At 57.1% G+C, this 22,940-nt stretch carries 23 protein-coding genes and 1 other RNA gene; 16 read left to right on the top strand and 8 right to left on the bottom strand.

Annotation, left to right across the window (positions count from 1 at the left end; translation table 11 throughout):
- Positions 1-12: 12 nt before the first annotated feature.
- The 8 genes from ACH3PB_RS18255 to ACH3PB_RS18220 all read left to right on the top strand — a co-directional run bounded on the left by ACH3PB_RS18255 (position 13) and on the right by ACH3PB_RS18220 (position 5,730).
- Positions 13-612: a hypothetical protein gene (locus ACH3PB_RS18255; RefSeq protein WP_416396872.1), complete on the top strand. Its 600-nt coding sequence runs from the start codon at positions 13-15 to the stop codon at positions 610-612.
- Positions 609-2,342 (top strand): ubiquinone biosynthesis regulatory protein kinase UbiB, encoded by a 1,734-nt coding sequence (ubiB, locus tag ACH3PB_RS18250; RefSeq protein ID WP_416396871.1) that lies wholly within the window; start codon positions 609-611, stop codon positions 2,340-2,342. Before ACH3PB_RS18255 ends, ubiB begins: the two co-directional genes overlap by 4 nt.
- A gap of 42 nt (positions 2,343-2,384) precedes the next feature.
- Positions 2,385-2,858 carry a phosphoribosyl-AMP cyclohydrolase gene (gene hisI / locus ACH3PB_RS18245; RefSeq protein WP_416396870.1) on the top strand — a complete coding sequence of 158 codons (474 nt, stop codon included), beginning with the start codon at positions 2,385-2,387 and terminating at the stop codon, positions 2,856-2,858.
- Positions 2,848-3,276 (top strand): phosphoribosyl-ATP diphosphatase, encoded by a 429-nt coding sequence (locus ACH3PB_RS18240; protein ID WP_416396869.1) that lies wholly within the window; start codon positions 2,848-2,850, stop codon positions 3,274-3,276. Before hisI ends, ACH3PB_RS18240 begins: the two co-directional genes overlap by 11 nt.
- A gap of 155 nt (positions 3,277-3,431) precedes the next feature.
- Entirely contained in the window at positions 3,432-3,722 is a 291-nt protein-coding gene (gene tatA / locus ACH3PB_RS18235; RefSeq protein WP_416396868.1) for a twin-arginine translocase TatA/TatE family subunit, read from the top strand.
- 57 nt (positions 3,723-3,779) lie between these two features.
- Positions 3,780-4,241, top strand: a complete 462-nt coding sequence (gene tatB / locus ACH3PB_RS18230; RefSeq protein ID WP_416396867.1) for a Sec-independent protein translocase protein TatB — start codon at positions 3,780-3,782, stop codon at positions 4,239-4,241.
- Positions 4,238-5,008: a twin-arginine translocase subunit TatC gene (gene tatC / locus ACH3PB_RS18225; protein ID WP_416396866.1), complete on the top strand. Its 771-nt coding sequence runs from the start codon at positions 4,238-4,240 to the stop codon at positions 5,006-5,008. Before tatB ends, tatC begins: the two co-directional genes overlap by 4 nt.
- On the top strand, positions 5,008-5,730 hold the full coding sequence (locus ACH3PB_RS18220; RefSeq protein WP_416396865.1) for a 16S rRNA (uracil(1498)-N(3))-methyltransferase: 723 nt from the start codon (positions 5,008-5,010) through the stop codon (positions 5,728-5,730). Before tatC ends, ACH3PB_RS18220 begins: the two co-directional genes overlap by 1 nt.
- 52 nt (positions 5,731-5,782) lie before the next feature.
- On the opposite strand, the gene ACH3PB_RS18215 is transcribed toward ACH3PB_RS18220, so the two are convergent.
- The 4 genes from ACH3PB_RS18215 to ACH3PB_RS18200 all read right to left on the bottom strand — a co-directional run bounded on the left by ACH3PB_RS18215 (position 5,783) and on the right by ACH3PB_RS18200 (position 10,723).
- Positions 5,783-7,102 carry an FAD-dependent monooxygenase gene (locus ACH3PB_RS18215; protein WP_416396864.1) on the bottom strand — a complete coding sequence of 440 codons (1,320 nt, stop codon included), beginning with the start codon at positions 7,100-7,102 and terminating at the stop codon, positions 5,783-5,785.
- A complete protein-coding gene (locus tag ACH3PB_RS18210) occupies positions 7,099-8,460 on the bottom strand; it encodes an FAD-dependent monooxygenase (RefSeq protein ID WP_416396863.1) in 1,362 nt (453 codons plus the stop codon). Before ACH3PB_RS18210 ends, ACH3PB_RS18215 begins: the two co-directional genes overlap by 4 nt.
- 70 nt (positions 8,461-8,530) lie before the next feature.
- The gene (pepP, locus tag ACH3PB_RS18205; RefSeq protein WP_416396862.1) at positions 8,531-9,958 is read right to left on the bottom strand and encodes a Xaa-Pro aminopeptidase; all 1,428 of its coding nucleotides are present in this window, start codon (positions 9,956-9,958) and stop codon (positions 8,531-8,533) included.
- Positions 9,959-10,027: 69 nt separating this feature from the next.
- Positions 10,028-10,723: a UPF0149 family protein gene (locus ACH3PB_RS18200; RefSeq protein WP_416396861.1), complete on the bottom strand. Its 696-nt coding sequence runs from the start codon at positions 10,721-10,723 to the stop codon at positions 10,028-10,030.
- Positions 10,724-10,901: 178 nt separating this feature from the next.
- Here ACH3PB_RS18200 and ACH3PB_RS18195 point away from each other — a divergent pair, with 178 nt between their 5' ends.
- The 4 genes from ACH3PB_RS18195 to ACH3PB_RS18180 all read left to right on the top strand — a co-directional run bounded on the left by ACH3PB_RS18195 (position 10,902) and on the right by ACH3PB_RS18180 (position 12,336).
- Entirely contained in the window at positions 10,902-11,111 is a 210-nt protein-coding gene (locus tag ACH3PB_RS18195; RefSeq protein WP_416396860.1) for a TIGR02449 family protein, read from the top strand.
- A gap of 10 nt (positions 11,112-11,121) precedes the next feature.
- Positions 11,122-11,406 carry a cell division protein ZapA gene (locus tag ACH3PB_RS18190; protein ID WP_416396859.1) on the top strand — a complete coding sequence of 95 codons (285 nt, stop codon included), beginning with the start codon at positions 11,122-11,124 and terminating at the stop codon, positions 11,404-11,406.
- Positions 11,407-11,504: 98 nt separating this feature from the next.
- Positions 11,505-11,691, top strand: a non-coding RNA gene (gene ssrS, locus ACH3PB_RS18185) — 6S RNA.
- Positions 11,692-11,760: 69 nt separating this feature from the next.
- Complete coding sequence (locus tag ACH3PB_RS18180; RefSeq protein ID WP_416396858.1) at positions 11,761-12,336, top strand: 5-formyltetrahydrofolate cyclo-ligase; 576 nt, start codon at positions 11,761-11,763, stop codon at positions 12,334-12,336.
- Here ACH3PB_RS18180 and ACH3PB_RS18175 read toward each other — a convergent pair.
- Positions 12,299-12,514 (bottom strand): hypothetical protein, encoded by a 216-nt coding sequence (locus tag ACH3PB_RS18175; protein WP_416396857.1) that lies wholly within the window; start codon positions 12,512-12,514, stop codon positions 12,299-12,301. The two genes, ACH3PB_RS18180 and ACH3PB_RS18175, sit on opposite strands and share 38 nt — an antisense overlap.
- A 133-nt stretch (positions 12,515-12,647) precedes the next feature.
- The gene (ilvA, locus tag ACH3PB_RS18170; protein WP_416396856.1) at positions 12,648-14,186 is read right to left on the bottom strand and encodes a threonine ammonia-lyase, biosynthetic; all 1,539 of its coding nucleotides are present in this window, start codon (positions 14,184-14,186) and stop codon (positions 12,648-12,650) included.
- A gap of 145 nt (positions 14,187-14,331) precedes the next feature.
- Here ilvA and rpiA point away from each other — a divergent pair, with 145 nt between their 5' ends.
- The 4 genes from rpiA (at position 14,332) to ACH3PB_RS18150 (ending at position 17,982) form a co-directional block, all read left to right on the top strand.
- Complete coding sequence (rpiA, locus tag ACH3PB_RS18165; protein WP_416396855.1) at positions 14,332-15,000, top strand: ribose-5-phosphate isomerase RpiA; 669 nt, start codon at positions 14,332-14,334, stop codon at positions 14,998-15,000.
- A gap of 92 nt (positions 15,001-15,092) precedes the next feature.
- On the top strand, positions 15,093-15,620 hold the full coding sequence (gene ppa / locus ACH3PB_RS18160) for an inorganic diphosphatase (protein WP_416396854.1): 528 nt from the start codon (positions 15,093-15,095) through the stop codon (positions 15,618-15,620).
- A 38-nt stretch (positions 15,621-15,658) separates the two neighbouring features.
- A complete protein-coding gene (lpxL, locus tag ACH3PB_RS18155; protein ID WP_416396853.1) occupies positions 15,659-16,663 on the top strand; it encodes an LpxL/LpxP family Kdo(2)-lipid IV(A) lauroyl/palmitoleoyl acyltransferase in 1,005 nt (334 codons plus the stop codon).
- Positions 16,660-17,982 (top strand): hypothetical protein, encoded by a 1,323-nt coding sequence (locus ACH3PB_RS18150; RefSeq protein WP_416396852.1) that lies wholly within the window; start codon positions 16,660-16,662, stop codon positions 17,980-17,982. Before lpxL ends, ACH3PB_RS18150 begins: the two co-directional genes overlap by 4 nt.
- Here the strand turns inward: ACH3PB_RS18150 and ACH3PB_RS18145 are convergent.
- Together ACH3PB_RS18145 and glnE are read right to left on the bottom strand one after the other, a co-directional pair.
- Positions 17,952-18,878 (bottom strand): branched-chain amino acid transaminase, encoded by a 927-nt coding sequence (locus ACH3PB_RS18145; RefSeq protein ID WP_416396851.1) that lies wholly within the window; start codon positions 18,876-18,878, stop codon positions 17,952-17,954. The two genes, ACH3PB_RS18150 and ACH3PB_RS18145, sit on opposite strands and share 31 nt — an antisense overlap.
- Positions 18,878-22,828: a bifunctional [glutamate--ammonia ligase]-adenylyl-L-tyrosine phosphorylase/[glutamate--ammonia-ligase] adenylyltransferase gene (glnE, locus tag ACH3PB_RS18140; RefSeq protein WP_416396850.1), complete on the bottom strand. Its 3,951-nt coding sequence runs from the start codon at positions 22,826-22,828 to the stop codon at positions 18,878-18,880. Before glnE ends, ACH3PB_RS18145 begins: the two co-directional genes overlap by 1 nt.
- Positions 22,829-22,940: the final 112 nt, after the last annotated feature.

Raw genomic sequence — 22,940 nt, 5'->3', positions numbered from 1 at the left:
CTGGCGTAGCTCATGATCGAAAGCATACTCAAGCGTGTCAATGCCGTACTGAGCTACGATGCTGCCTCCGCAGAGGCGCTGCGGAGGCTCGATGGCCGCCTGCTTGGCATCGAAGTTGATGCAGCGCCAGCAAATCCAGTAGTCATACGCCTCGGTTACCCGCTGCAGCGCGCGAGCGATGCTGCTGCTTCGCCGCTGCCGGACATGGTCTGGCTCAAGGGCACGCCACTGCAGCTGCTTGCAACCCTGAAAGGTCAGCGTGAGGGCGTGAGGATAGAAGGTAATGCAGCGCTTCTGGAGGCGCTCGAATCGATCCGGAGGGACCTGGATATTCAGTGGTCGCAGCTCGTTGCCGATACGGTGGGGGTTGAGACAGCCTCGGTTCTTGGCACTACAGCGAGCGGTGCGCTCGACTGGCTACACAGCACCGCCGAACGGTTTCGTAGCGATGTGCAAGCCTATTTGCAGGACGAACGCGCCACCCTGCCCCACCCGCGTGAGTTTGAACTGTTTGCCGATGATGCGCTTGAACTGCGAAAGCAGGCCGATCGAGTGGAGGCGCGTTTGATAGCCCTCGAAGCGCGATTTACGAAGAAGGCGACCGACGCTTGAGCAGCGTATGGCGTTGTCTGCAGATTCTCTGGGTGTTCAGCCGTTATCGACTGGACCGGCTCATTCCGCGAGAGTACTGCTCGAGATCACTGGCACTCATCCTCGCGCTCGGCCCCTGGCGGCTGTTCCCTGCGCCCCCGGGGAACCGTGGCGATGCTTTTCAGAAGGCGCTGGAAGAACTTGGGCCCATCTTTATCAAGGTCGGTCAGCTGCTATCGACCCGCCCCGACCTGCTGCCTCCTGACATCGCCATCCCGCTGAGCCGTCTGCAGGATGAAGTGGCACCGTTCGATGGCGCCGTCGCTCGCGCGATCATCGAGCGCCAGTGGCAGTGTCCGATCGAGGCTCGGGTGCAGGAGTTCTCCGAGACGCCGCTGGCGTCAGCCTCGATAGCCCAGGTCCACACTGCCCGTCTGCCCGACGGCCAGCAGGTCGTCATCAAGGTCACACGGCCTGACATCCGGCTGCGTATCGACCGCGATACCAGATTGATGGCACTGCTGGCCGATTTCGTCGAGCGTCGTGTCGACCAAGGCCACCGTCTCAATGCACCTCAGGTCGTGGCGGATTACCGGCAAACCATTCTTGATGAAATGGATATGCCGCGCGAAGCAGCTAACACATCGCAACTCAAGCGCAATTTCTCATCGGTTGCCGATGCTCGCCTGCTGTATGTGCCTGCTGTGCACTGGCCACTGACCGGTGATCGTGTATTCACCATGGAACGCATCCACGGCATTCCAATATCGCAGGTCGACGCACTCAGGTCCCTGGACGTCGACCTGAAGCTACTGGCAGAGCGCGGCGTGGAGATTTTCTTCACCCAGGTGTTCCGTGACAACTTCTTCCACGCCGACATGCATCCAGGCAATATCTTCATAGATGCCTCCAAGCCCGAGGATCCGCGCTATATCGCCATCGACTGTGGCATCGTGGGTTCTCTCGCCGAGGAAGACCAGGCCTATCTGGCGAAGAACCTGCTCGCGTTCTTCAGACGGGATTACAGGGCTGTTGCCACCCTGCACGTGGCCTCCGGATGGGTGCCGCCCTATACGCCGATTGGTGAGTTCGAAGCCGCAATCAGGACTGCCTGTGAGCCAATCTTCGAGCGGCCACTGGCGGAGATTTCATTTGCCCATTTTCTATTAAGACTTTTCGAAACGGCGCGACGCTTCGAAATGGAAGTCCAGCCACAGCTCGTGCTGCTTCAGAAAACACTCGTCCATATCGAAGGGCTTGGTCGCACACTCTATCCGGAACTCGATCTGTGGCAGACCGCGCAACCTTATCTCGAGCGCTGGATGAAGTCCCGAATTGGACCACCTGGCCTGCTTCAGGCCATGCGCGAGCGCCTGCCTGAATGGCTGGAACATTCGCCGGAAGTACCAGAACTTGTCTACAACGCCCTCCAGAACATCGCAGGCAGCTCAGCTGTCGGTGGGCATCTGCAGTACCGTGAACGGCAGGAGATCGGCCGCTCAAGAAGTGCTGGTGCTGGCCGCGACCTTACCAGTAGCCGAAAGTCGGCTGCTGCCAGCCAGGGCAACGCTCAGCATCGTCTGATGGAGAAATTCATAGCCGTCACCAGCATCGTCGTGCTTGCGCTCTGCGCCGGCGTAGCTGGCTTCTTCGTAAGCGTCACGCCACCCTGGATCATCTGGATCGAAAGCAATACCTGGCTGGTGCCTTCAGTCCTGCCGCTTGCCCTCTGGGCTGTCGTCCGCTCATGAATCCGGACATTCTCAATCTTATTCAGATCGACGGGAGTACAAATGTTTAGAGTCGATACACCCATGGACGGTGAGTCCGCTTTTCTTGATGACGTTCGCTGGAATCAGGACGGGCTCGTCAACGTCGTCGCCCAGGATGCGACGAGCCGGGAAATTCTGATGCAGGCGTGGATGAACCGAGAAGCCCTGCTTGAAACGCTTCGCCGCGGTGAAGTTGTTTATTGGTCGCGATCCCGACAAAAACTCTGGCACAAGGGTGAAGAGTCCGGCCACGTTCAGAAGCTGCATGCGCTCAGACTGGATTGTGACGGCGATGTCATCGTGGCTGATGTGGAACAGGTTGGCGGAATTGCCTGCCACACCGGTCGGGCGAATTGCTTTTTTCGTACCCTCGAAGTAAGGGAAGCCAGGCCGGAATGGGTCGAGAATAGTACCGTTCTGAAAGACATGAGCGCGGTGTATTCGAAGGGTTCCGGCCGGCCTGAATCGAACAAAGAGGACATTCATGAGCGATAGAGAAAAGACACCACAGGACGGCGCTGGGGATAGCAACACCAGCACTGCGCTCGTCACAGATTCAAGCCGGGTGCTGATTGAACTGGACCGTGTACTGGCTGGGCGAAAGAACGCGCCGCCAGATTCCAGCTACGTCGCCACGCTGTATAGTAAAGGCCTGAACAAGATACTGGAGAAGGTAGGCGAGGAATGTACTGAAACCATCCTGGCCGCAAAGGACTTGGAAGCCGGGCAGAAATCGGCAAGCGCCGAACTGGATAGGCTGAAACAGGACATGGTTTCGGAAACTGCAGATCTGTGGTTTCACTGCATGCTTGCACTGCAGCATCTCGACTGTTCTCACGAAGATGTGCTGCGTGAACTTGCGCGGCGTTTTGGCCTGTCAGGTATCGATGAGAAAAACAGTCGTAAACCCTGATGCGCCAATGGGTGTCATAGTGTTGTAATATTCAAAGACGAGGATGCCAGATCACGAGTGCTGGCCTGAAGCACAGTCAGACACCATCAATGCGCGCCTTCGGACGAGTTGCTGAGCGTTCAGCCCGCAAGAGACGCACGATCGAGAGGTTAGATATGGGTATTTCAATGTGGCAGTTGTTGATCATTCTGGTGATCGTGGTATTGCTGTTCGGAACCAAACGACTGAAGAATATCGGCTCTGATCTGGGCGGAGCGATCAAGGGCTTCAAGAAGGCTGTTGGCGAAGACGACGCCGACAAGGTCGAGCCCGAGCCCAAGAAGACCGCCAATTCGCAGATCAGCGAGCAGACGCCTCAGGGTAATGGTTCAGATCCACTGGCTTCGGAAAGCAGTTCTGGGTCTGCTGTGGAAACACGGTCAGCAGCCGATACCAAGAAAAGCTGATACCGCGCCTGATGCACAACGAGCGCCTGTCCAAGTACTGCCTGGTGAATCTGGTATATGTTTGACATTGGTTTTCTTGAACTTGTACTTATTGCCGTGATTTCACTGTTGGTTCTCGGCCCCGAGCGACTGCCCGGGGCAGCACGAAGTGCTGGCTTGTGGTTCGGCAAGTTGCGCCGTATGACCTCGCAGTTCACCAGCGAGATCGACAAGCAGCTCAAGGCCGAAGAGTTTCGTGAGAAACTTCGCAGGGAAGGTGATACGCTCGGGGTCGAGCATATTCAGGGCACCGTTCGTCAGGCACTGGACCGGGCCAAGGATTTCGAAGACAGCATTGTTCGCGATCCCGTCGCAGGCGCCAAGGCAGTGAAACCGGAGTTGCGCCCTTCTGAACAGGCCACGCCGTCAGCAGCTCAAACGCCTGGACAAGCCACTCGGCCTGTCGATCAACCTGAACCCGTCACACCTACTACACCGCAGCCGGACCAGGTAGGCGGGGAGCGTACGAAACAGCCATGACAGATGAGTCCGACATGCAGGAATCTGGCGAACAGTCGCTAGTGAGTCACCTCGTCGAACTTCGCGACAGATTACTGCGCTGCGTTCTGGCCATAGTGGTTTGCTTTATTCCACTGTATGCCTTCGCCAACGAGCTCTACACGGCGGTCGCCGAGCCGCTCAGAGCAGCGCTGCCGCCTAATGCGACCATGATTGCCACCAATGTGGCCTCGCCTTTCCTCGCGCCCTTCAAGCTCACGCTTTTTACTGCGTTTTTCGTAGCGGTACCCTACATTCTTTACCAGGTCTGGAGTTTTATTGCGCCAGCTCTATATCAGAAGGAAAAGGGCTTCGCGATTCCGCTACTCATTACGAGTGTGGTGCTGTTCTATTCAGGCGTTGCCTTCGCCTACTTCGTTGTATTCCCACTGGCCTTCGCATTCTTTGCATCGACCAGCCCTGAGGGCGTTGCCATGATGACCGACATCAACAGCTACCTCGATTTCATTCTGAAGATGTTTTTCGCATTTGGCGTCGCATTCGAGATTCCTGTTGCAACCATACTGCTGATAAAAACTGGGCTGACGTCGGTTGCCAGTTTGCAAGACAAGCGGCCGTATATCATCGTTGGCTGTTTTATTATCGGCATGCTTCTGACACCGCCTGATGTCATCTCACAAACCTTGCTCGCGGTGCCAATGTGGCTGCTATATGAAGCGGGAATATTCTGTGCACGATACTTTGGCATTAACGGCGATGTATCCGATGAGCAACCGTCGACGCACTGATGAACCTGCTGCTGTTGACGCCTGGAGAAGCTGCGGGCGAACTCGTTAAACTCCCTAACGGAGACCGTCGAGCCGTTCACCTGCTCAGTATCGTAAAGGTCACGCCTGGTGATCAGATTGATATCGGCGTGATGGGCGGTAATCTGGGCCGCGCTGAAATTATCAGCGTCGATAGCGGCTCAGTGGTTTTACGCCCTGACTCGATGGCCATCTTGCCGCCCCCGCCCATACCTCTCACGCTGGTACTCGCGCTGCCGCGCCCCAAGATGCTGCGACGAACACTGCAATCTGCTGTCTCCCTGGGGATCAAGCGGATTTGTGTCTGCCATGCCAGGAAGGTCGACAAGAGCTACTGGCAATCACCTTACCTGACTGAGTCGGCGATGTTTGCCAACACACTGCTCGGTCTTGAACAGTCGATGGATACGCAGCTGCCGGTAATCACGCTGCACCAGCGCTTCAAACCCTTCGTCGAGGACGACCTGCCAGCGATTACCCAAGGCACGCGGCGACTGCTAGGCGCAGTGAATGGCCTCCCCTCAGCGGATTTTCGGGCCAGTGAGGGCGCCCCGATCACGCTTGCCGTGGGACCGGAAAGCGGTTTCATTCCATATGAAGTCGAGCGATTTCTGGAAGCTGGCTTCGAGGCCGTATCGCTCGGTGATCGAGTGCTGCGGGTCGAGACCGCCCTCCCTGCATTAGTGGGTGCCCTGCTCCTGTGAGCAGCGGGTGAAAGCCCGATAACCACTGCCTCTCGACCAATCTTGCGCCGGCTTAGCTCATGGCAAGATTGATGATTTTCCGCTTCAGAGGATGCAGCGCATGTACGGCGGACATCCCCCGATTCAGCAGACTGTTTACCAGGACTGAGTGGCTTGTAAAGCCACGATGAAATCCTTCCATCAAGGCCATCACAGCCAGATTGTCCGGCCGTCGTTGCAATTCGTAGCGCTTGAGTATTTCCCTATGGCCAGGTGGCAGACCCCGGCCGAGCCCTCGCGATAACGAGGCCGCCAGCGCTGTGACATCTTTCAGACCGAGATTTACCCCACGACCCGCCAGAGGATGAATGACGTGTGCAGCGTCGCCAATGAGCACGGCTGCATCAGCATGATAACTTCGCGCATGGCACTGTCTCAGCGGCACGGCCACCCGCTTCCCGATATCGATAGCCCTGCCGATGCAGCCCTCAGCGGCGCCATTCAGATGCTGCAGGAATCCATCGTCATCAGCAGCCATCAGTGCACGCGCCTCATCGTGGTTCTGGGACCAGACGATGGAGACAAGCCTTCCTTCATGAGCGGTGCCGGGACCCTGTTCTCTTGCCCGAAGCGGCAGTAGCGCGAGCGGTCCGCTGGGCGTGAAATGCTGCCACGCCACCTGATCATGAGGCTCGTCGAAAGCGACAGTGGCTACGATGGCCTGCTGGCCATAATCCCACTCGCGTGTCGGCACATCCAGTAACCGGCGTGTCTGAGATCCAGGGCCGTCTGCTCCAACGGTCAGTCGGCTCGTTATCAGCAAGGGCTGATCTACGGAGCGACCGTCGGTTCCGAGCTGGTCGATTACGAGCGAGCGCAATCCGTTCTGCACTGGCGCTATTGCCCGCAGTTTTCCGCGTATCAGCCGCAGCTGCGAATCTGCCTGTTCGGTTGCGTCAGCAAGTCTCTGATAGAGCGCGGTAAGGACTATCCTGTTTTCCAGGATGCATCCAAGATCCGACTGCTGGACGTCCACGGCATCGAAGGCGATGCGACCACCGCTTCGCGAATCCCAGATCCTCATGCTGGTGTAAGGCTGCGCTGAGGCCTGCACGGCAGGCCAGACACCGATCTCCTCGAGGAGGGTCTGCGAAGCCGGAGAAAGCGCGCTCACCCTCACATCGTAGTCATCGAGACCACGGGCCGGGGGCGCGATGCCGTCCGGCTTTGCCGTCCCGGTCGTCAGCACAAGACCGGGATCAACCAGCGCCACCCGAAGACCTAACTGAAGTAAGCGAAGACTGAGTGCCGCACCAACGAGCCCGGCACCGATAATGACGACATCATACCCGTCGTCTAGCGGGTCGATCGCGGTATTGGAATCATGGGTCATGTGCTTGTAGCGGCCTCGGCATGAGTAATGGAACCTGATGAGGCTGAAGACTGGCTCGCCGGCTGCCAGGGCGATGCCTGAGGCGCCCAGAGTCCCATAGCCGCTTCAGCAAATTCGCGTCGTGCGAAGGGCATGGTATTAAGCAAGGCAAAACCCGCCCTGCGCGATCTCCGCAATGCAGAGACTACCGCTTCCGGTAACCAGCGGTTGGGACGATCACTCGCACTGGCAGGCAGAGTGCTCCCAGGTCGCATGAACAGCTCCACCAGCAGGTCGGTAATTTCAATCAGCATACGCTGATCGGGATACCGCATCTGGCCATAGGCTCTGAGGGCTGGCTCGATTGCAGGCACGCCGGCATCCTGTAGCTGACGACTACTGAGCACGTGAGCCAGTGCGCCAACATCCCGCAGGGTGAGATTGAAACCTTGCCCCGCCACAGGGTGCAGCGTGTGCGCAGCGTTACCGATCACTACACAGCCAGGACCTACCTGCTGGGGCATGTCCAGCAGAGAAAGCGGGTAAGACTGACGGGCTCTTACCGCTGTAAATGCGCCGGGCTCGAAACCGGCCAACTTCTGGATTTCGCTGATAAAAGCGGCATCCTCCAGGGCATCCAGAGCCAGTGCACGATCGCTGTTCACAGTCACGATCAGGGAATACCAGCGACTGCTGTCGCCAGCCAGCGGCAAAAGCGCCACTGCCCCTTCATCGATAAATCGTTCGAAAGCGCGATTATCATGACCGGTACGGCTACGGATATTCGCGATAACAGCAACCTGACCATAATCGTGCCGGTGCTGCCGGAATAGCGCATCCGAAGCGCTACCTTGCGCTTGGAGGCCCATCCTGCACAGTTCAGCGGCCTGACCACCGTCCGCAAGGACCAGCAGATCGAAATTCTCGCGGATCACACCGTTTGCCGTGGCGAGCTCAAGCGCCCAGTAACGATCCTCGGTGAAGCTGGCCTGCGACAAGGTGGCGGGTGACAGTAGCCTGAACCGGCCCTGACCAGCATCGGACATACTCGACAACATCCCCTGACCGAGCGCCTCGTTGGGAATAACGTAGCCAAGAGCGGGGACTCCACACTCCCGACTGCTGAGCGCGACTTGTCCGAACTGCCCACGCTCACTGACTACAATCTGTTCGATAGGCGCAGCCCAGGCTGCCATATCCTGCCAGACGCCAAAGCGCTGCAGCAGTTGTTGGCTCGAGTAACTCAACGCACTCGAGCGCCGATCTGCCACCGCGTCCACACCTGCCGCGTCATATGCGCTGCCCCGATGCTTCTCCAGCGACACTGCTCTCTGTTCGATCAGCGTAACGTCCAGATGAGCGGCGGTTCGTAATGCCATGGCCAGTGCTGAACCGGCCAGGCCACTTCCAACTATGGCAATTTTAAGCATCGTATCCTTGAATGGCTGCTCATGACGCCATGAGTTGTTCAATATCTTCGGTACGCTTGGGCACCTTCTCGGTCAGCACATCGGGACCCGCCTTGCTGACACAGACATCGTCTTCGATACGAATGCCGATACCGTGCCATCGTTTGGCGACACCCTCGGCGTCAGGATCGATATAGATACCCGGCTCCACTGTCATGACCATGCCCGGTTCCAGCTGCCGCCATTGGCGATCGATCTTGTAGCTGCCCACATCATGCACATCCATGCCCAGCCAATGACCGGTTTTGTGCATGAAGAAGCGCATGTAGGCCTTGGTCTCCAAAAGCTCGTCCATTGAACCTTTGAGTATTTTCAGATCCTTGAGACCCTGTGTGATGACTCGAACCGATGCCTCATGAGGCTCATTCCAATGCTTGCCGGGCATGACCTGCTGAATCGACTGCAGCTGTGCTTCGAGCACGATGTCGTAGACCGCTTTCTGCTCAGCGGTGAAGCGGCCATTGACGGGAAAGGTCCTGGTAATGTCTGCCGCGTAATAGGCCAGTTCGCAGCCGGCGTCGATGAGCACCAGATCGCCATCCTTGAGCTTCTGGTTGTTCTCGCGGTAGTGCAGGATGCAGGCGTTTGCACCGCCACCCACAATGGCTGGATACGCCCAGGACACGGCGCCCTGCCTGGCGAACTCATAGTTGATGATGGCCTCGAGTTCATACTCGTACATGCCCGGCTTGCAGAGCTGCATGGCTGCCATATGGGCTTCCGCACTGATTCGGCCCGCCTCACGCATCACCTTGATTTCTTCAGCGCTTTTGTAGGAACGCAGGTGATGCAGGTTGTACTGCAGTGGCTTGATGCTATCGGGCAGACGAGCGCCTTCACGGATCTGTGTGCGTATTCGGTTCAGCCATCGGGTCACATTGGCATCAAAGGCTTCATTGGCGCCGTAGTCGTAAAAAACCTCACTGGCACTCTCAAGCATGCCTGGCAGAATGTCGTCGATATCCTTGATCGGAAATGCGTCATCGAAACCATAGCCGTCGACCGCTTCCGTCTGGCCGATGATCCGACCATTCCAGCGTTCAAGTTCCGGCTCCTTGTCCTGACAGAACAACACTGCTTCGCCATGCGGATTGCCTGGACGCAGAACCAGCACTGAGCGCGGCTCCGGGAAACCGGACAGATAGTAAAAATCACTGTCCTGTCGATAGGGAAACTCGACGTCACGGTTGCGAATTCGTTCAGGGGCTGCAGGCAGAATGGCGATACTGGCAGCTGGCATCATGGCCATGAGCGCCTTGCGCCGACGGTCGAACTCACGGCGGCTGATCCTCGCGGAGCCAGTGCTGTCAGGCCGGCGAGCTGGCGCACGGCCTGAATCAGGCTTGCTTTTCCCCTCAGCGGGCTTTCTGGCTGCGGTCGTTGCTTTTGTTGCTGTCTGGCCTGCCACGGTCTGCTTCCTTCTTATTGATATGGACAACCTGAGTGCGCGCGCGATGGCAGCCCACTCTTACGCAGATCAATGTACGGTGACGCCATCAAGCGAGTCACTGTCACTGTCATCTACCGAAACACCCTGCTTAGTTTCCGTTCCCGTCGTCTTACTGGTCTTGGTGATTCGGAAATCATGCCAGAAGTGCAGCACTGCAGTCTTGACGAATTCCTCGATCTGTAGAAAGTCGAATTCCGCGCCTTCCTCGACTTCTTCAGCCGCGCTATCAGGATCGAGCTCGCCTATGGCGATGAGATCTTCGATCAACTCCTGCGCATCGTCACTGATATCCATGATCTGATCTCCCAACAAGGCTGAGAAGCCTTCCAGGAAGCCCTGACTCCATTCGGCGAGTTCATCGAGCTTGACCGCGATGTCATCAGTACTGTTATCGAGCCAGAGTGAGAAATCCATGGCATCTGAAGCCAGCGCCTCCTCGGCATAACCAAAGATTAGCGCCAATGCCTTGATGTAAGGTGCGTCTACGGTTTCGTCACTATCGAGCACGGCATCAGTGTGTAGCCACCACGGCGTTTCGGCGAGCCTGCCTGGGTCCAGCGAGGAGAACGATTCGCGCTCTGAGGGATCCAGTTCGGACGCTGCAATGGAAGCCGAGTCGCCAGCTACAACACGGCCAGACCACAGGCCGTGTATATAGGCAGCCGAAACAGGACTGTTGAGTTGCTGAAGAATCTGAGCCAGTGCTTTTTGCGGAGTAGCCATGACGTATACTGGTCCACTGGGTTAGTATGAACGCATCTAGAGTGCGGGTGTGCTTGCGCCTGTAAGCGTTCCGGCTATGCTAGCATGACGCATAGCTGCATGACATATCGCCAGCACCACATAGAGAGCGGGGGCGCCTTCTGGGCTACTTACCCGCGTTGATCTATACGAGGAATAAATGGAAGTCGTCAAGCTTCAACAGCTCAATGAAAAAATGGAACGTCTTATCGCACGCTGTCGCCAGCTCGAAAGCGACAATGCGGCGATGAAGGCCCAGCAGGATGCCTTCCACAGGGAGCGCATGCAGCTGATGCAGAAAAACGATATGGCCCGGTCCAAGATCGAAGCAATGATTGGTCGGCTCAAGTCTCTGGAGCAGTCATCGTGAGTAGGTATCTATGAACAAGCCCGGTAACGCAGTCGCCGTCACCATCCTCGACAAGGAGTATCTGGTCGCCTGTCCACCAGAAGCGCAAAGTGGCCTGCGGGAAGCAGCTAGTGCGCTCGATACGAAAATGCGCGAGATTCGAAATACTGGCAAGGTACATGGGCTGGAGCGAATTGCAGTGATGGCGGCCCTCAATCTGAGCTACGAGACCATGCAGGCCTCGACACGTGACTCCGCCATCGAACAGTCGCTGGAGCAGATGCACAGACGTCTGGACGAAGTGCTCGACAGGTAGAACAACCGCCTTGGATCGCCATTCGGGAATTAACATTACGTCACAGTTGGATGCATCTAAGCGGTTAACATCGAATGCGCTTTGCAGTAGACTGGCTTCACTGCCTGGATTATCCGCCAGCTGGATATGTCCTCGAGCCGATACTTATACTGCCGGTAACTTAATGTGGCTGATGTGTGCAGGTCCTGAGCGAAAGCGACAGGAAAGCCTTATTCAGTCCTGCGGTTGCCACCTTGAACCATCGGGTTCAAGGGCTACATCCAGTAACGGTAATTCGGGTAGCTTTAATTTCCAGAGTTTCGCAGATCGCTCATGACCAGTCAGCGGAACGAACGATCTTCCCTGAGACAGCAAATGCGACGCCGTCGGCGAAGCCTGACTGCTACTCAACGTGAACAAGCCGCCCGCGGCCTGGCCTCCACGATTTCCAGACAACTCCTGTTTCGCCGCAATCTCCGCTGGGGACTTTACCTTGCGAACGATGGCGAAATCGATCCCGTCATTCTTGCCAAGCGCTTGCTGCGGTGCAAAAGACAGCTATTCCTGCCCGTGCTGCATCCGGTTCATCCGGGTCGGTTGTGCTTCGCGCGCTTCTACCCTGGCATGCCAATGGTTCGTAACCGCTTCGGCATTTCAGAGCCCGCACCACCACTATTCACAGTGCCGCTGTGGACGCTCAGCACGATATGCGTACCGCTGGTAGCGTTCGACGACGAGGGAAACCGACTTGGAATGGGGGGCGGCTACTACGACCGAAGTTTCGGACGCTTCAGCAAGCAGAGCGGCGTTTCCGGGAGGGCACTCGTCACACGCCCACTGAAGCTGGGCGTGGCTTTTGATTTTCAGGGCGTAGAACGCCTGCCCTCAGAGCCGTGGGATATTCCGCTCGACGCTATTGCGTCTGATCAGCGATATCAGTCAGTCCGTTAGTTCCGTTAGTCATGCCTTCAGCCAGCAACGGTTGCAGCTGAACAGCCTTGATGACATCGCTACGCGAAGCTGTCGCAGCTTCGGCGTCGTCGTGCATCATCGTAGTGAATCCTGACACGGCCAGGCTGATGACGAAAATAAACAGCACAGTGGTGATGGCGTCTGGTTTTTGTTGCATGCCGGTAAGACCTTTTTTATCCAGATTCAGCGACTTCAGGGTTGTTATTGAAAATGATTATAGAAGACATCGCTAACTTTCAAAGGTCAAAACACAAAAAATCACTGTTTTTTACGCACCCATGCATATTCGTTTACTTGCCGAGAAAAAGTCCGTAGGCCGGGTTGTCGGTTTCCTCCCAGTATCGAAACCCGATCGTGTCGAGCATGGCTTCGAAATCAATCTTGTCTTCGGCTGGCACCTGCGCCCCAACAAGCACACGACCGAAGGCGGCCCCATGGTTTCGATAGTGGAACATCGAAATATTCCACCGGGTCCCAAAGGACATCAGGAACTTCAGCAACGCGCCAGGGCGCTCCGGGAATTCGAAGCGGTACACCAGCTCGTTGAGTAATGCTGGCGAATGCCCACCCACCATGTGGCGAACGTGCATTCTCGCCATCTCATTGGCCGTGAGATCGATGACTGTGTAGCCACCATCGCTGAGTGAAGCCATGATCTCAGCAGTTTCCTCAGCCCCTTTGCTCACCTGCACACCGAGGAAGATCTGTGCCTTGACAGCCTCGCCAGTTGTGCGGTCGTCAAGCGCGTAGCGATAATTGAACTCGGTAATGTTATGACCGCCGAGCGTATTGATGAGCTGCTTGAAACTTCCCGGCTTCTCAGGAATCTGAACCGCGAGGATCGCCTCTCGCGCCTCGCCGATTTCCGTGCGCTCGGACACGTAGCGGAGGCGTTCGAAGTTCATGTTTGCGCCGCTGACTGTGGCTACGAGACGCTGGTCGACAGCCTTCTCACGCGCCACGTATCGCTTCAACCCGGCAACAGCCAGCGCACCGGCGGGCTCTGCGATGGAGCGCGTATCCTCGAAGATATCCTTGATGGCGGCACAGATTTCATCGGTACCGACCAGGATGACCTCGTCGATATGGTCTTTACAGATAGACCACGGAATATCGCCAATACGCCTTACGGCCACACCGTCCGCAAAGATGCCCACTTCCGGAAGCGTTACGGGATGACCAGCTTCCAGTGCCACATAGAGGCAGTTGGAGTCAGCCGGCTCCACCCCGATCACCTTGATATGCGGATGCAGATACTTGATATAGGCGGCCACACCTGCCGTAAGTCCACCGCCGCCAACACAGGTAAAAATGACGTCTGGCAAGCCTTTGAACTGACGCAGTATCTCGACAGCAATAGTGCCCTGGCCGGCGATGACGTCTTCATCGTCATACGGCGGAATGTAGGTCAGCTGCATCTCCGCTACCAGCTTGGCAGCATGTGCGGCCGCTTCATCGAAGGCATCACCGATAAGCACGACTTCGGCGCCACGCGAACGTACCGAATTCACCTTGATTTCAGGAGTGGTCTGCGGCATCACGATGATGGCCCGGATACCGAGCTGCTGAGCGGCCAGCGCCACGCCCTGCGCATGATTGCCGGCCGAGGCGGTGATGACGCCGCGGGCCCGCTCCGTCTCGCTCAATTGCGCCAACTTATTGTAGGCGCCCCTGATCTTGAAGGAGAAGACGGGCTGAAGATCTTCGCGCTTCAGCCACACTTCATTGCCAAGACGCTTGGAGAGCAAGCGTGCGTGATCCAGAGGCGTCTCGATGGCGCAGTCGTAGACTCTGGCTGAGAGGATTTTCTTGATGAAGCGCTGTAGCATTTGATGTTCCGATATCGGCCGGCGTCGCTTGTTGACAAAATCGGGCCTGGCTTGAAGAATCGTGAGATAGTAGCGGTACTGATATATCACAGTCTACCGCTTCACCGGGCTACAGGCTCCACACTTCAAGGCATGGCAGGTCAACATGGATCAGAACCAGCAGAAAAAGGCCGCAGCGGACGCTGCTGTCGAGCGCATTCTCCCTCTCCTCAAGAGCGATACCATCATTGGTTTCGGTACTGGCTCCACGGCGAATTTCTTCATTGACGCCATGGCCCGTCACAAGATCGATTTCGACGCGGCAGTTGCCAGTTCTGCAGCTACTGCAGAACGACTGAAATCGCTGCATGTGCCGGTGCTTGAGCTGACCTCTGCGCCCCGCGTGGACTTCTATATAGACGGTGCTGATGAGTGCAACGAGCATCGCCAGCTCGTCAAGGGTGGCGGCGGTGCGTTGACCCGCGAAAAAATCGTTGCCGCGGCTGCGAATGAATTTATCTGCATCGCCGATGAGAGCAAGTTCGTCGATGTGCTGGGCAGCTTTCCGCTCCCCATCGAAGTGATTCCCATGGCACGCAGTCTTGTAGCCCGCAAGATCGTCGCGCTCGGGGGCGACCCGGTCTACCGCGAAGGCTTCACGACCGACAACGGCAACATTATTCTCGACATCCATAATCTTCGAATCACTGACCCAACGGGGCTCGAATCTGAACTGAACCAGATTACCGGCGTGGTCTGCAATGGCCTGTTTGCAAGGCGGCCGGCTGATGTTCTACTGCTGGCAGGCGCAGGCGGCGTCCGGACGATCAGCTAGCCCGGCGCCCTTCGCTCGCTTATACTGTGCGCCAGTTTCCAGAGCCGAGTCGCTGTACGACTCTCAATCCAGTTTTCAGATAAGGACGCACCATGAATTTCGATGCTATTCCAGCAGGCAAGGATCTCCCGGACGACTTCAACTGCATTATCGAAATCCCGGCGAATGCCAATCCAATCAAGTATGAAGTCGACAAGGATGCAGGCCTCGTGGTCGTCGATCGATTCATGGCAACGCCAATGTTCTATCCGGCGAATTACGGCTTCATTCCCAACACTCTGGCTGATGATGGCGACCCGCTGGACGTGCTGGTAGTCGCACCTTATCCGATCCAGCCTGGCGCGATGATTCGCTGCCGTCCGATCGGGATACTAAACATGGAAGACGAAGCTGGTGGTGATGCCAAGGTTCTGGCTGTGCCGCATCCCAAGGTCTCTGCGCTCTACAACGACGTCAAGGAACCTGCTGATCTTCCACAGCTTCTGATCAAGCAGATCGAGCACTTCTTTGAGAACTACAAGTCTCTCGAACCAGGCAAGTGGGTCAAGGTCGCTGGCTGGGCCGGCAGTGCCGAGGCTCGCGAAGCGATTACACAATCGGCCGCTGCCTCCAAAGGCTGAACCGATTTTCCACCCCGGAGCGACTGGACCCCGCGTTCATGGCTGCTGACACCTCTGCCGGCAACGTGAACGCGAACCCTGTGCTTGATCAGCGGCCGGGCGATTTCCTGGCGCCCAGGTTTTGGCCTACCTGGCTGCTGATTGGATTACTGAAGCTCATCTCCAGACTGAGCATCCGCAACATCCAGTTTTTCGGGCGCCTGCTCGGGAAGGCCTCGTACTACCTGCTGCGATCACGCAGATCAATTACTCGCACCAACATACAACTCTGCTTTCCCGAGCTATCGGCTCCAGAGCAGGAGCGACTCGTGTACGCCAGTTTCGAAGCCAATGGTATCGGCTTTCTCGAGGCTGCCGCCGTCTGGTTCAATGATCTCGAACGCTTTCGCCCGATCAGCCGAGCCTATGGTCTGGAACACCTTGAGAATGCGATTGCAGAGGGCAAGGGCGTTCTGCTGCTGGGTGGTCACTTTGCCACCATCGACCTCGCTGGCGCACTCTTCAATCTCTTCGCAAAGGCGGATGTGATGCAGCGCGACCATAATAATCCGCTGTTCAACTACTATATGACCCGCGGACGGAGTCGCTACTGCCAGCGTATACTGAATCGAGGAGGGCTCCGAGGCGCGCTGCGTAGCCTTAAGGAGGGCCGTGTCGTCTGGTACGCCACTGATCAGGATTACGGTCGCCAGAACAGTACCTTTGCGCCATTTTTTGGTGTGCCAGCGGCAACGATCACCACAACGTCCAAGATTGCGGCCAGAACTGGCTGTCTGGTGCTCCAATATTCGCACTTCCGCAACATCGGCGGATACTACGAGGTGCATTTCAGCAGGCCTCTGACCAATTATCCCTCGGGTGATGAAACGGCGGACGCCGCCGCCACGAACAGGCTACTCGAAAACGAAATCCGACGCTTTCCCGAGCAGTACCTGTGGATGCACCGCCGCTTCAAGACCCGTCCCGATCCGGCCGAGCCCTCACCATACAAGGTGGTCAAGAAGCGTAAACGCAGACGGCGACCAGCGGCTACTAATACATGAGACTACCCTGGAGCAGACCCGAATCGAGCCCCGGCGGCTATTCAGGCAAGCTGGCCGATTCGGCTGGCTTCATATTTATCGTTGCCTTCATCTATCGCCTGGTCGCTGCGGCACTGCTTCAAAGTAGCGACTACTCCCTGGCCTATTCACTCTACGGAGTCCTCACTGGCAGCCTTGGCTGCGCATTGATGTACTACCTGCTGGGTTACTTCCTCGACGGCTTCGGGCGCTTCAACGCGGCGTTGCTGTTCGCGATTACGCCGACGTGGATATTCTGGGGACTGGCGTCATTCGAAGGCGCCTCGCAGTTCTGTCTGTTAATCGGATCGGTACTGTGCCTGTTGCACGCCACAGAGCGCCGCGCCACGGCCGCAGCTATTGGCAGCGCCGTGGGTGCAATCGGACTCATCTACCTGGACGTCAGCTTCACCGTACTCACTATCGTGAGCGTCGTGTATCTCTTCATTCGCGGAGAGTTCCGCCTACTCCTTGTGTACACGGCCCCCTTCCTGCTGGGCTATCTCGTCATGATGCTAGTGCCGGAAAGGTTCGGCGCAGGCAATTTTCTGCACGAAGCCATTGTTCGCCTGGGTTTGCTTAACAACGCATTCGAGCACTACGCCGTGCTTCGATCGGATCTCTCTGACCTGCATGGCAGCCGCGAACGAGTGCTGGACTTCACCTTCCCCGGGTTCTGGAAGGAAAGTCGTACGCTCGCCGGATGGATCATATTCGGCACCGAGCTCAATTGGCTTGCGCGCAGTCTTTTCGAACCCGTCATGCTCTTCTATATCGCCGGTTTGATCGGTATCCAGCGCAGCGTTCGCCGCAATCCGAGCTTCGGCTTCCTGTCGCTCCTGGGGCTGGTAGGCGCAATTGTACTCTTCTTCCAGATCAGCTGGCGCTGGAGCGTGCGGGATCATGACCTGCTGATACTGGTGATCCCCACCTATATTCTGGTTGCGCTCGGGATAGAGAACATCAGCGGCCTGAGAAGTGCCCAGACTACGCCAACGAACTCAGCGGCCACCAACGGCTCAGCCCCGGCTGGCATTGGTAGTGGACCAACGCTGATGAACTCGGCAGAGGCATCGAGCGCCCGCACGCGGAAGGCAGTGCAGCGGAGAAAGCGCAGGATACTGCGACTGAAGGCTACCCAGTTCTTCCTGCTGCTCGTTATCATTGCCATGAGCGTTAAGCTGTTCAAGCCGCGTGAGGACTCCTACGTGCCTGATATTGCACCGGGATACGAGTCATCTGATGACACCAGGTCGGGCTTGTCAGCGCCTCACTCCAGGAAAGACAGCCACTCTGAATAATCCGCTCGCCGACCCTTGACCACGTCGTAGTACAGCGACTGGAGTCGCTCGGTTATCGGACCACGCTTGCCCTCGCCTATCTGTCGTTCATCCAGCATCCGTATGGGGGTCACTTCCGCTGCGGTACCTGTGAAGAAGGCTTCGTCCGCAATATACACTTCGTCGCGGGTGATGGGTTTTTCCACTACCCGCAGTCCGAGCTCTTCGGCCAGGCGGAAGATGGTATTGCGGGTGATGCCATTCAGGCATGAGGTGAGCTGAGGCGTGTACAGCACCCTGTTCTTGATCATGAAGAAATTTACCGCAGAACCCTCGGCCACATAGCCTGCCGGATCAAGCATCAGGGCTTCGTCACAACCACTGGCCAGCGCTTCGTTCAGCGCCATCATCGAGTTGATATACTGGCCGTTGGCCTTGGCACGGGTCATCGCGATATTCGGATGGTGTCGGGTGACGCTCGAGGTACGCACCTTGAGGCCTTTGACTACCGAATCCTCGCCGAGATAGGAGCCCCACTCCCAGGCAGCAACCATCACATGCACCTGAAGATTGCTGGCTCTCAGTCCCATGCCTTCAGCGCCGTAGAATACCATCGGGCGAATATAGGCTGAGTCGAGCTTGTTCACCTTCACGGCTGCCAGCTGTGCCTGGCTGATCTCCGAGCGCGAGAATGGCATCTTCATGTTGAGAATATGCGCAGAGTCGAACAAACGGTTGGTATGATCCTCAAGCCTGAACAGGGCGGTACCTTGATCAGTCTTGTAGGCCCGCACGCCCTCGAAGACACCAGCACCGTAATGGAGGGTATGGGTCAGCACGTGCACCTTGGCCTCACGCCACGGCACCATCTCACCGTCCATCCAGATGAAACCATCTCTGTCAGCCATTGATGTCATTACTTCTTTTCCTCGTCTTCGGATGTTAAGGGCTCGAACCAGGTCTGCCACAAGGCAGAAACCTTTTCGCGATGAGGCAGCATTCTGGCGACAAGCGCTTCGCCTGTCTCCACCAAGGCTGCAAATTTTGATGATGACGGGTCGCCATCGGGTTTGGCGGCATCGCCGGCCTGGGCCGGTCCAGTATGGGTGGTCAGACCCAGGGTCTTGCTGTGGAGCTCGGAACGGAATAACTGGTAGATCGAGATAAGACAGTCGGCTGCTTCAGGATCTACACACTGCCGACTCGAAAGTTCTTCGAGCATGCGAATGTTATCACTCCACCTGGCGACGGTCGGATATTCGTTGGCCCACCTCAACACCGCGTACTGCACCATGAACTCAATATCCACGATGCCCCCAGCTGCGTGCTTGAGACTGCTTTTCGCCTCGACGGCAAACTGTGTGCGCATTTTGTCGCGCATCTCGAGCACGTCCCGACTTAATTTGACGGGGTCACGTTCGGCGCAGAGCACGCGCTGACGCACGGCCATGAACTTCTCACCTACCCGGGGGCACCCCGCCACAAAGCGTGCTCTCGTTAGTGCCTGCAGCTCCCAAGTCCAGGCGCGCTCGCGCTGATAACGTTCGAAGGCGGTGAGCGTGCTCACCAACAAGCCGCTATTGCCTGATGGCCGCAGCCGCATATCGGTTTCATACAGCTCACCCCTCACGGTTCTGGTCGACAGGAAATGAATGATTCTCTGTCCAAGCCTCGCGAAGAACACACTGTTTTCGACCGGCTTCGCGCCGTCAGTTTCGAGCGTATCGTCGGCATCGTGAAGGAATACGAGATCAAGATCGGAGCTGTAGCTGAGCTCTAGTCCGCCCAGCTTGCCATATGCAACGATGGCAAAGTCGGGGTCGCAGGGCGTCGTGGCGTCGCGCATTGGGCGACCATATTTCTGCACGACATCCTGCCAGGCGAAATGTAGCGCCTCGCCAAGCATCGCTTCAGCAATGGCCGAGAGATAGTCACTCACTTTCATTAGCGGCAGAGTTTCACGAATTTCCGACGCCGCAACTCGCAGCTCATGGGCGCGCTTGAAGTAACGCAGCGCATCCATCTGCTCTTCCAGGTCTTCCTCGGGTATTCGTAGCAACTCCTGACGCAGCTGATCGGTCAGCGTCGCCACATCAGGCGGGGTATAGATCTGCTTGTGCTGCACCAGCTCGTTCAGCAATACCGGTAAAGAGATCAGCTGCTCAGCGATCCACTCACTATCGTGCAACAGACTCATGAGCTCGTGGAGTGCCAGCGGGTTTTCGATAAGCAGACTCATATGTACCGATCGGCCGATTACCTGCTCCAGCAAGGCGAAGAAACGTGCACTCAGCCAGGGTGCGAGCCCGTAGCGAAACAGCTGACCCAGTGCCATAGGCATCAAGGCATGGAAGCGTCGCACCCCCGCTGGCCTGAGCTGACGAAACTGTGAGTAGTGCAGGAGCCGGTCCGCAAGCTCGAGCAGTTCATCCAGATGTGCGACGGCTTCCGCCTGCAGACCTTGTGCAATCAGTTGCTGCTGGACTGCAGCAGAGTCCGGTGCCACCTCCGCGTCATGGCGCTGTGGAACCGAGTCTGCGGAGATGTCGACACCGAAGGCGCCAGCGATGATCCGCCAGCATTCAGTACAGTCGACATCGTCCAGCACACCGGCGCCAGTCTGCTGATCCTGAGCCACCAGGCCAAGGTCTATGAGCTCGGCCTGGGTGGCCGGGGTCACTACACTGTTGAAGACCTCGCGGACAATCCGGCGATGCCGTGCAAGCGCCTTCAGCAAATGTGAGTAGTCAGGCTCATTCATGGCAAAAGCAATACGGGACTGGTCTCGATCATCGACTGGTAGCAACTGGGTCTGTTGGTCCCGCAGGCCCTGCAGGGCATGCTCAAGATTACGCAGAAACGCATAGGCCTCGCCAAGACCGGCACATTCCTTCGGCTCCAGCAGGCGAAGTTTCTCGAGTTTTTCCAACATGCCGAACAGGCTACCCTGGCGAAGCGCCACCTGCCGCCCACCATGCATCAGCTGCATGACCTGCACGACGAACTCGAGCTCGCGGATGCCACCAGCACCGAGTTTGATGTTGTTCTTGAGGTTTCGGCGCACGACCTCCTGTTCGATCATGGCTTTCATGTCTCGCAGCGCCTGAATAGCCGTGAAGTCGATGTAGTTGCGGAATATGAAGGGAGACAGGTTCGCCAGCAGGCGCATTCCCGCTGCAATGTCACCAGCGACTGGCCGCGCTTTCAGCATCGCAAAACGCTCCCAGTAGCGACCCTGATTGAAGTAGTAGTGTTCAGCGGCACTGAAACTGATCGCTAGCGCGCCGTCGCGGCCAAACGGGCGCAGTCGCATGTCGACGCGAAAGACAAAGCCGTCGGCCGTCCGCTGATCGATGGACGCGATGATGCCCTGACACAATTTGCGATAGAAGGCTGGCGTGTCCAGTCTCTGAAGCTTCGCCGGCGGCGTCTCACCTTGGGGCCAGCTGGTTTCGCCACAGTCCTGTTCGAACAGAAAGATCAGGTCGATATCGGACGAGACATTCAGCTCGAAGGAGCCCAGTTTTCCCATACCGAGTATGACCAGCGGCTGAGGCTTACCTTCAGCCATAGGATATCCGTGACGCCGACCGAGCCGCTGCATCCAGAAATCATGCGCAGCCTGCAGACAGAGTTCTGCCAGCCAGCTTTCCTCCCGAGTGGTTTCCTCGACCGTATTGCAGACAACGAGGTCGCGCCAAACAATACGGAACTGCGCCAGGCTGCGGAACTTGCGGAGCGCTGCATTGAAGGCGGCTTCATCTTCATCCGGCAGGTCTGCACAAATGCTCGTCAGCAGCTGCTCGAAATCAGCTTTTTGCCAGGTCTTGTTGAGGCTAACCGCTACATACTGCACCACAGCAGGCAGATGATTCTTCAGTGTCTCAGCGAGAAAGTCGCTCACGCAAAAAGCCCGGGTGATCTGCGCAGCAGCGCTGTTTAACCATGCCTGCTCTGCTGTGGGTGACTCGTCGCCAGCATCGGCCATGGAGGCTTTTGTATCGGCTTCACCTGATCCGGCAACCGGCGCGCTCCAGGCCTCAGGGACGCGCGACTCATAACGGTCAGCGAGCGCCTGCCAGCTCAGTCGACAAATCTTGTGACAGTCTTCAGGTGGCGTCATATAGTCCGCTTTTCCAGCAAGTAGATAGCCTCGGGCCGCCTTGCTGATTTCGGACGGCTGCAATTGCAGTGCTGGTGCATGCTCGTCGGGCTGTTCGATCCTGGCTTTGAAAGCCTGCAGGAATTCATTGAAGGCTTCGCTACCCCCGCGCTTGAGCTCAACTTCAAGTTCACAGAGGGCTGCAGTCTTGTCAGCAGCATTCACCGCCCCCTGATCCAGAGCGAACTCGACATCCACAGCCTCGTTATGCCACCAGATCAGTCGCTCGAAATCAGTATTGAAAAGCGGGCGGAGCTGACTCCAGTCGAAGCCGGCGAGGCCTGGTAGTTCAGTCTCCGCAAGTGTCGAGAGCCAGCGTTGATCGAGCTTGGGTACAGGTGCGTCAGAGGCATAGTGACCTAACTCATGATTCCACTCACTCCGGCTATGGAGACCGCCCGTAACCGTGCCCCTCGCCTTTACTGTTTGCTCCCACGCCATGGAGTCTGGCACCAATACCTGAAGCTCCTCGATCCCGCCGCCCTCGGCCAGCAATGCCGTCGAGCGAATCCGCAAGGCAACACCGGCCTGACGGAGCCGATGATCAGGTGTATCGAAGTACGTATTCCTGAGTTGCAGGCGCTGCCGAGGTTTGCCGTAGGCCGCGACCAGGCGCTGTTCCAGCTGTTCGAGCCCAGCGGGACCAAACTCGAACTTGGCTTCAATTTCAACTGGCCCTGCGGCTGCATCAGTTTCACTGCTCATCGCACTTGCATCCTTTTAGTCGAGATCACGTAAATCAATGGATAAACCCTGTTCAGGTCAGGACCACGCTGACGCCCACGGTCGCGCCTGGAAATATTGTATAGTCTGAGCT

The sequence above is a fragment of the Allohahella sp. A8 genome, assembly GCF_047946665.1.
Taxonomy (GTDB): domain Bacteria; phylum Pseudomonadota; class Gammaproteobacteria; order Pseudomonadales; family Oleiphilaceae; genus Allohahella.
Note: the sequence above shows the minus strand (reverse complement) of the source record. Positions and strands in the feature narration are given on the sequence as shown.

Excerpts from the sequence above, each read along its gene's own strand:
- ACH3PB_RS18255 (WP_416396872.1), top strand. The coding sequence starts at position 13 with ATGATCGAAAGCATACTCAAGCGTGTCAATGCCGTACTGAGCTACGAT.
- hisI (WP_416396870.1), top strand. The coding sequence starts at position 2,385 with ATGTTTAGAGTCGATACACCCATGGACGGTGAGTCCGCTTTTCTTGAT.
- ACH3PB_RS18240 (WP_416396869.1), top strand. The coding sequence starts at position 2,848 with ATGAGCGATAGAGAAAAGACACCACAGGACGGCGCTGGGGATAGCAAC.
- tatA (WP_416396868.1), top strand. The coding sequence starts at position 3,432 with ATGGGTATTTCAATGTGGCAGTTGTTGATCATTCTGGTGATCGTGGTA.
- tatB (WP_416396867.1), top strand. The coding sequence starts at position 3,780 with ATGTTTGACATTGGTTTTCTTGAACTTGTACTTATTGCCGTGATTTCA.
- tatC (WP_416396866.1), top strand. The coding sequence starts at position 4,238 with ATGACAGATGAGTCCGACATGCAGGAATCTGGCGAACAGTCGCTAGTG.
- ACH3PB_RS18220 (WP_416396865.1), top strand. The coding sequence starts at position 5,008 with ATGAACCTGCTGCTGTTGACGCCTGGAGAAGCTGCGGGCGAACTCGTT.
- ACH3PB_RS18215 (WP_416396864.1), bottom strand. The coding sequence starts at position 7,102 with ATGACCCATGATTCCAATACCGCGATCGACCCGCTAGACGACGGGTAT.
- ACH3PB_RS18210 (WP_416396863.1), bottom strand. The coding sequence starts at position 8,460 with ATGGCATTACGAACCGCCGCTCATCTGGACGTTACGCTGATCGAACAG.
- ACH3PB_RS18200 (WP_416396861.1), bottom strand. The coding sequence starts at position 10,723 with ATGGCTACTCCGCAAAAAGCACTGGCTCAGATTCTTCAGCAACTCAAC.
- ACH3PB_RS18195 (WP_416396860.1), top strand. The coding sequence starts at position 10,902 with ATGGAAGTCGTCAAGCTTCAACAGCTCAATGAAAAAATGGAACGTCTT.
- ACH3PB_RS18190 (WP_416396859.1), top strand. The coding sequence starts at position 11,122 with ATGAACAAGCCCGGTAACGCAGTCGCCGTCACCATCCTCGACAAGGAG.
- ACH3PB_RS18180 (WP_416396858.1), top strand. The coding sequence starts at position 11,761 with ATGCGACGCCGTCGGCGAAGCCTGACTGCTACTCAACGTGAACAAGCC.
- ACH3PB_RS18175 (WP_416396857.1), bottom strand. The coding sequence starts at position 12,514 with ATGCAACAAAAACCAGACGCCATCACCACTGTGCTGTTTATTTTCGTC.
- ilvA (WP_416396856.1), bottom strand. The coding sequence starts at position 14,186 with ATGCTACAGCGCTTCATCAAGAAAATCCTCTCAGCCAGAGTCTACGAC.
- rpiA (WP_416396855.1), top strand. The coding sequence starts at position 14,332 with ATGGATCAGAACCAGCAGAAAAAGGCCGCAGCGGACGCTGCTGTCGAG.
- ppa (WP_416396854.1), top strand. The coding sequence starts at position 15,093 with ATGAATTTCGATGCTATTCCAGCAGGCAAGGATCTCCCGGACGACTTC.
- lpxL (WP_416396853.1), top strand. The coding sequence starts at position 15,659 with ATGGCTGCTGACACCTCTGCCGGCAACGTGAACGCGAACCCTGTGCTT.
- ACH3PB_RS18150 (WP_416396852.1), top strand. The coding sequence starts at position 16,660 with ATGAGACTACCCTGGAGCAGACCCGAATCGAGCCCCGGCGGCTATTCA.
- ACH3PB_RS18145 (WP_416396851.1), bottom strand. The coding sequence starts at position 18,878 with ATGACATCAATGGCTGACAGAGATGGTTTCATCTGGATGGACGGTGAG.
- glnE (WP_416396850.1), bottom strand. The coding sequence starts at position 22,828 with ATGAGCAGTGAAACTGATGCAGCCGCAGGGCCAGTTGAAATTGAAGCC.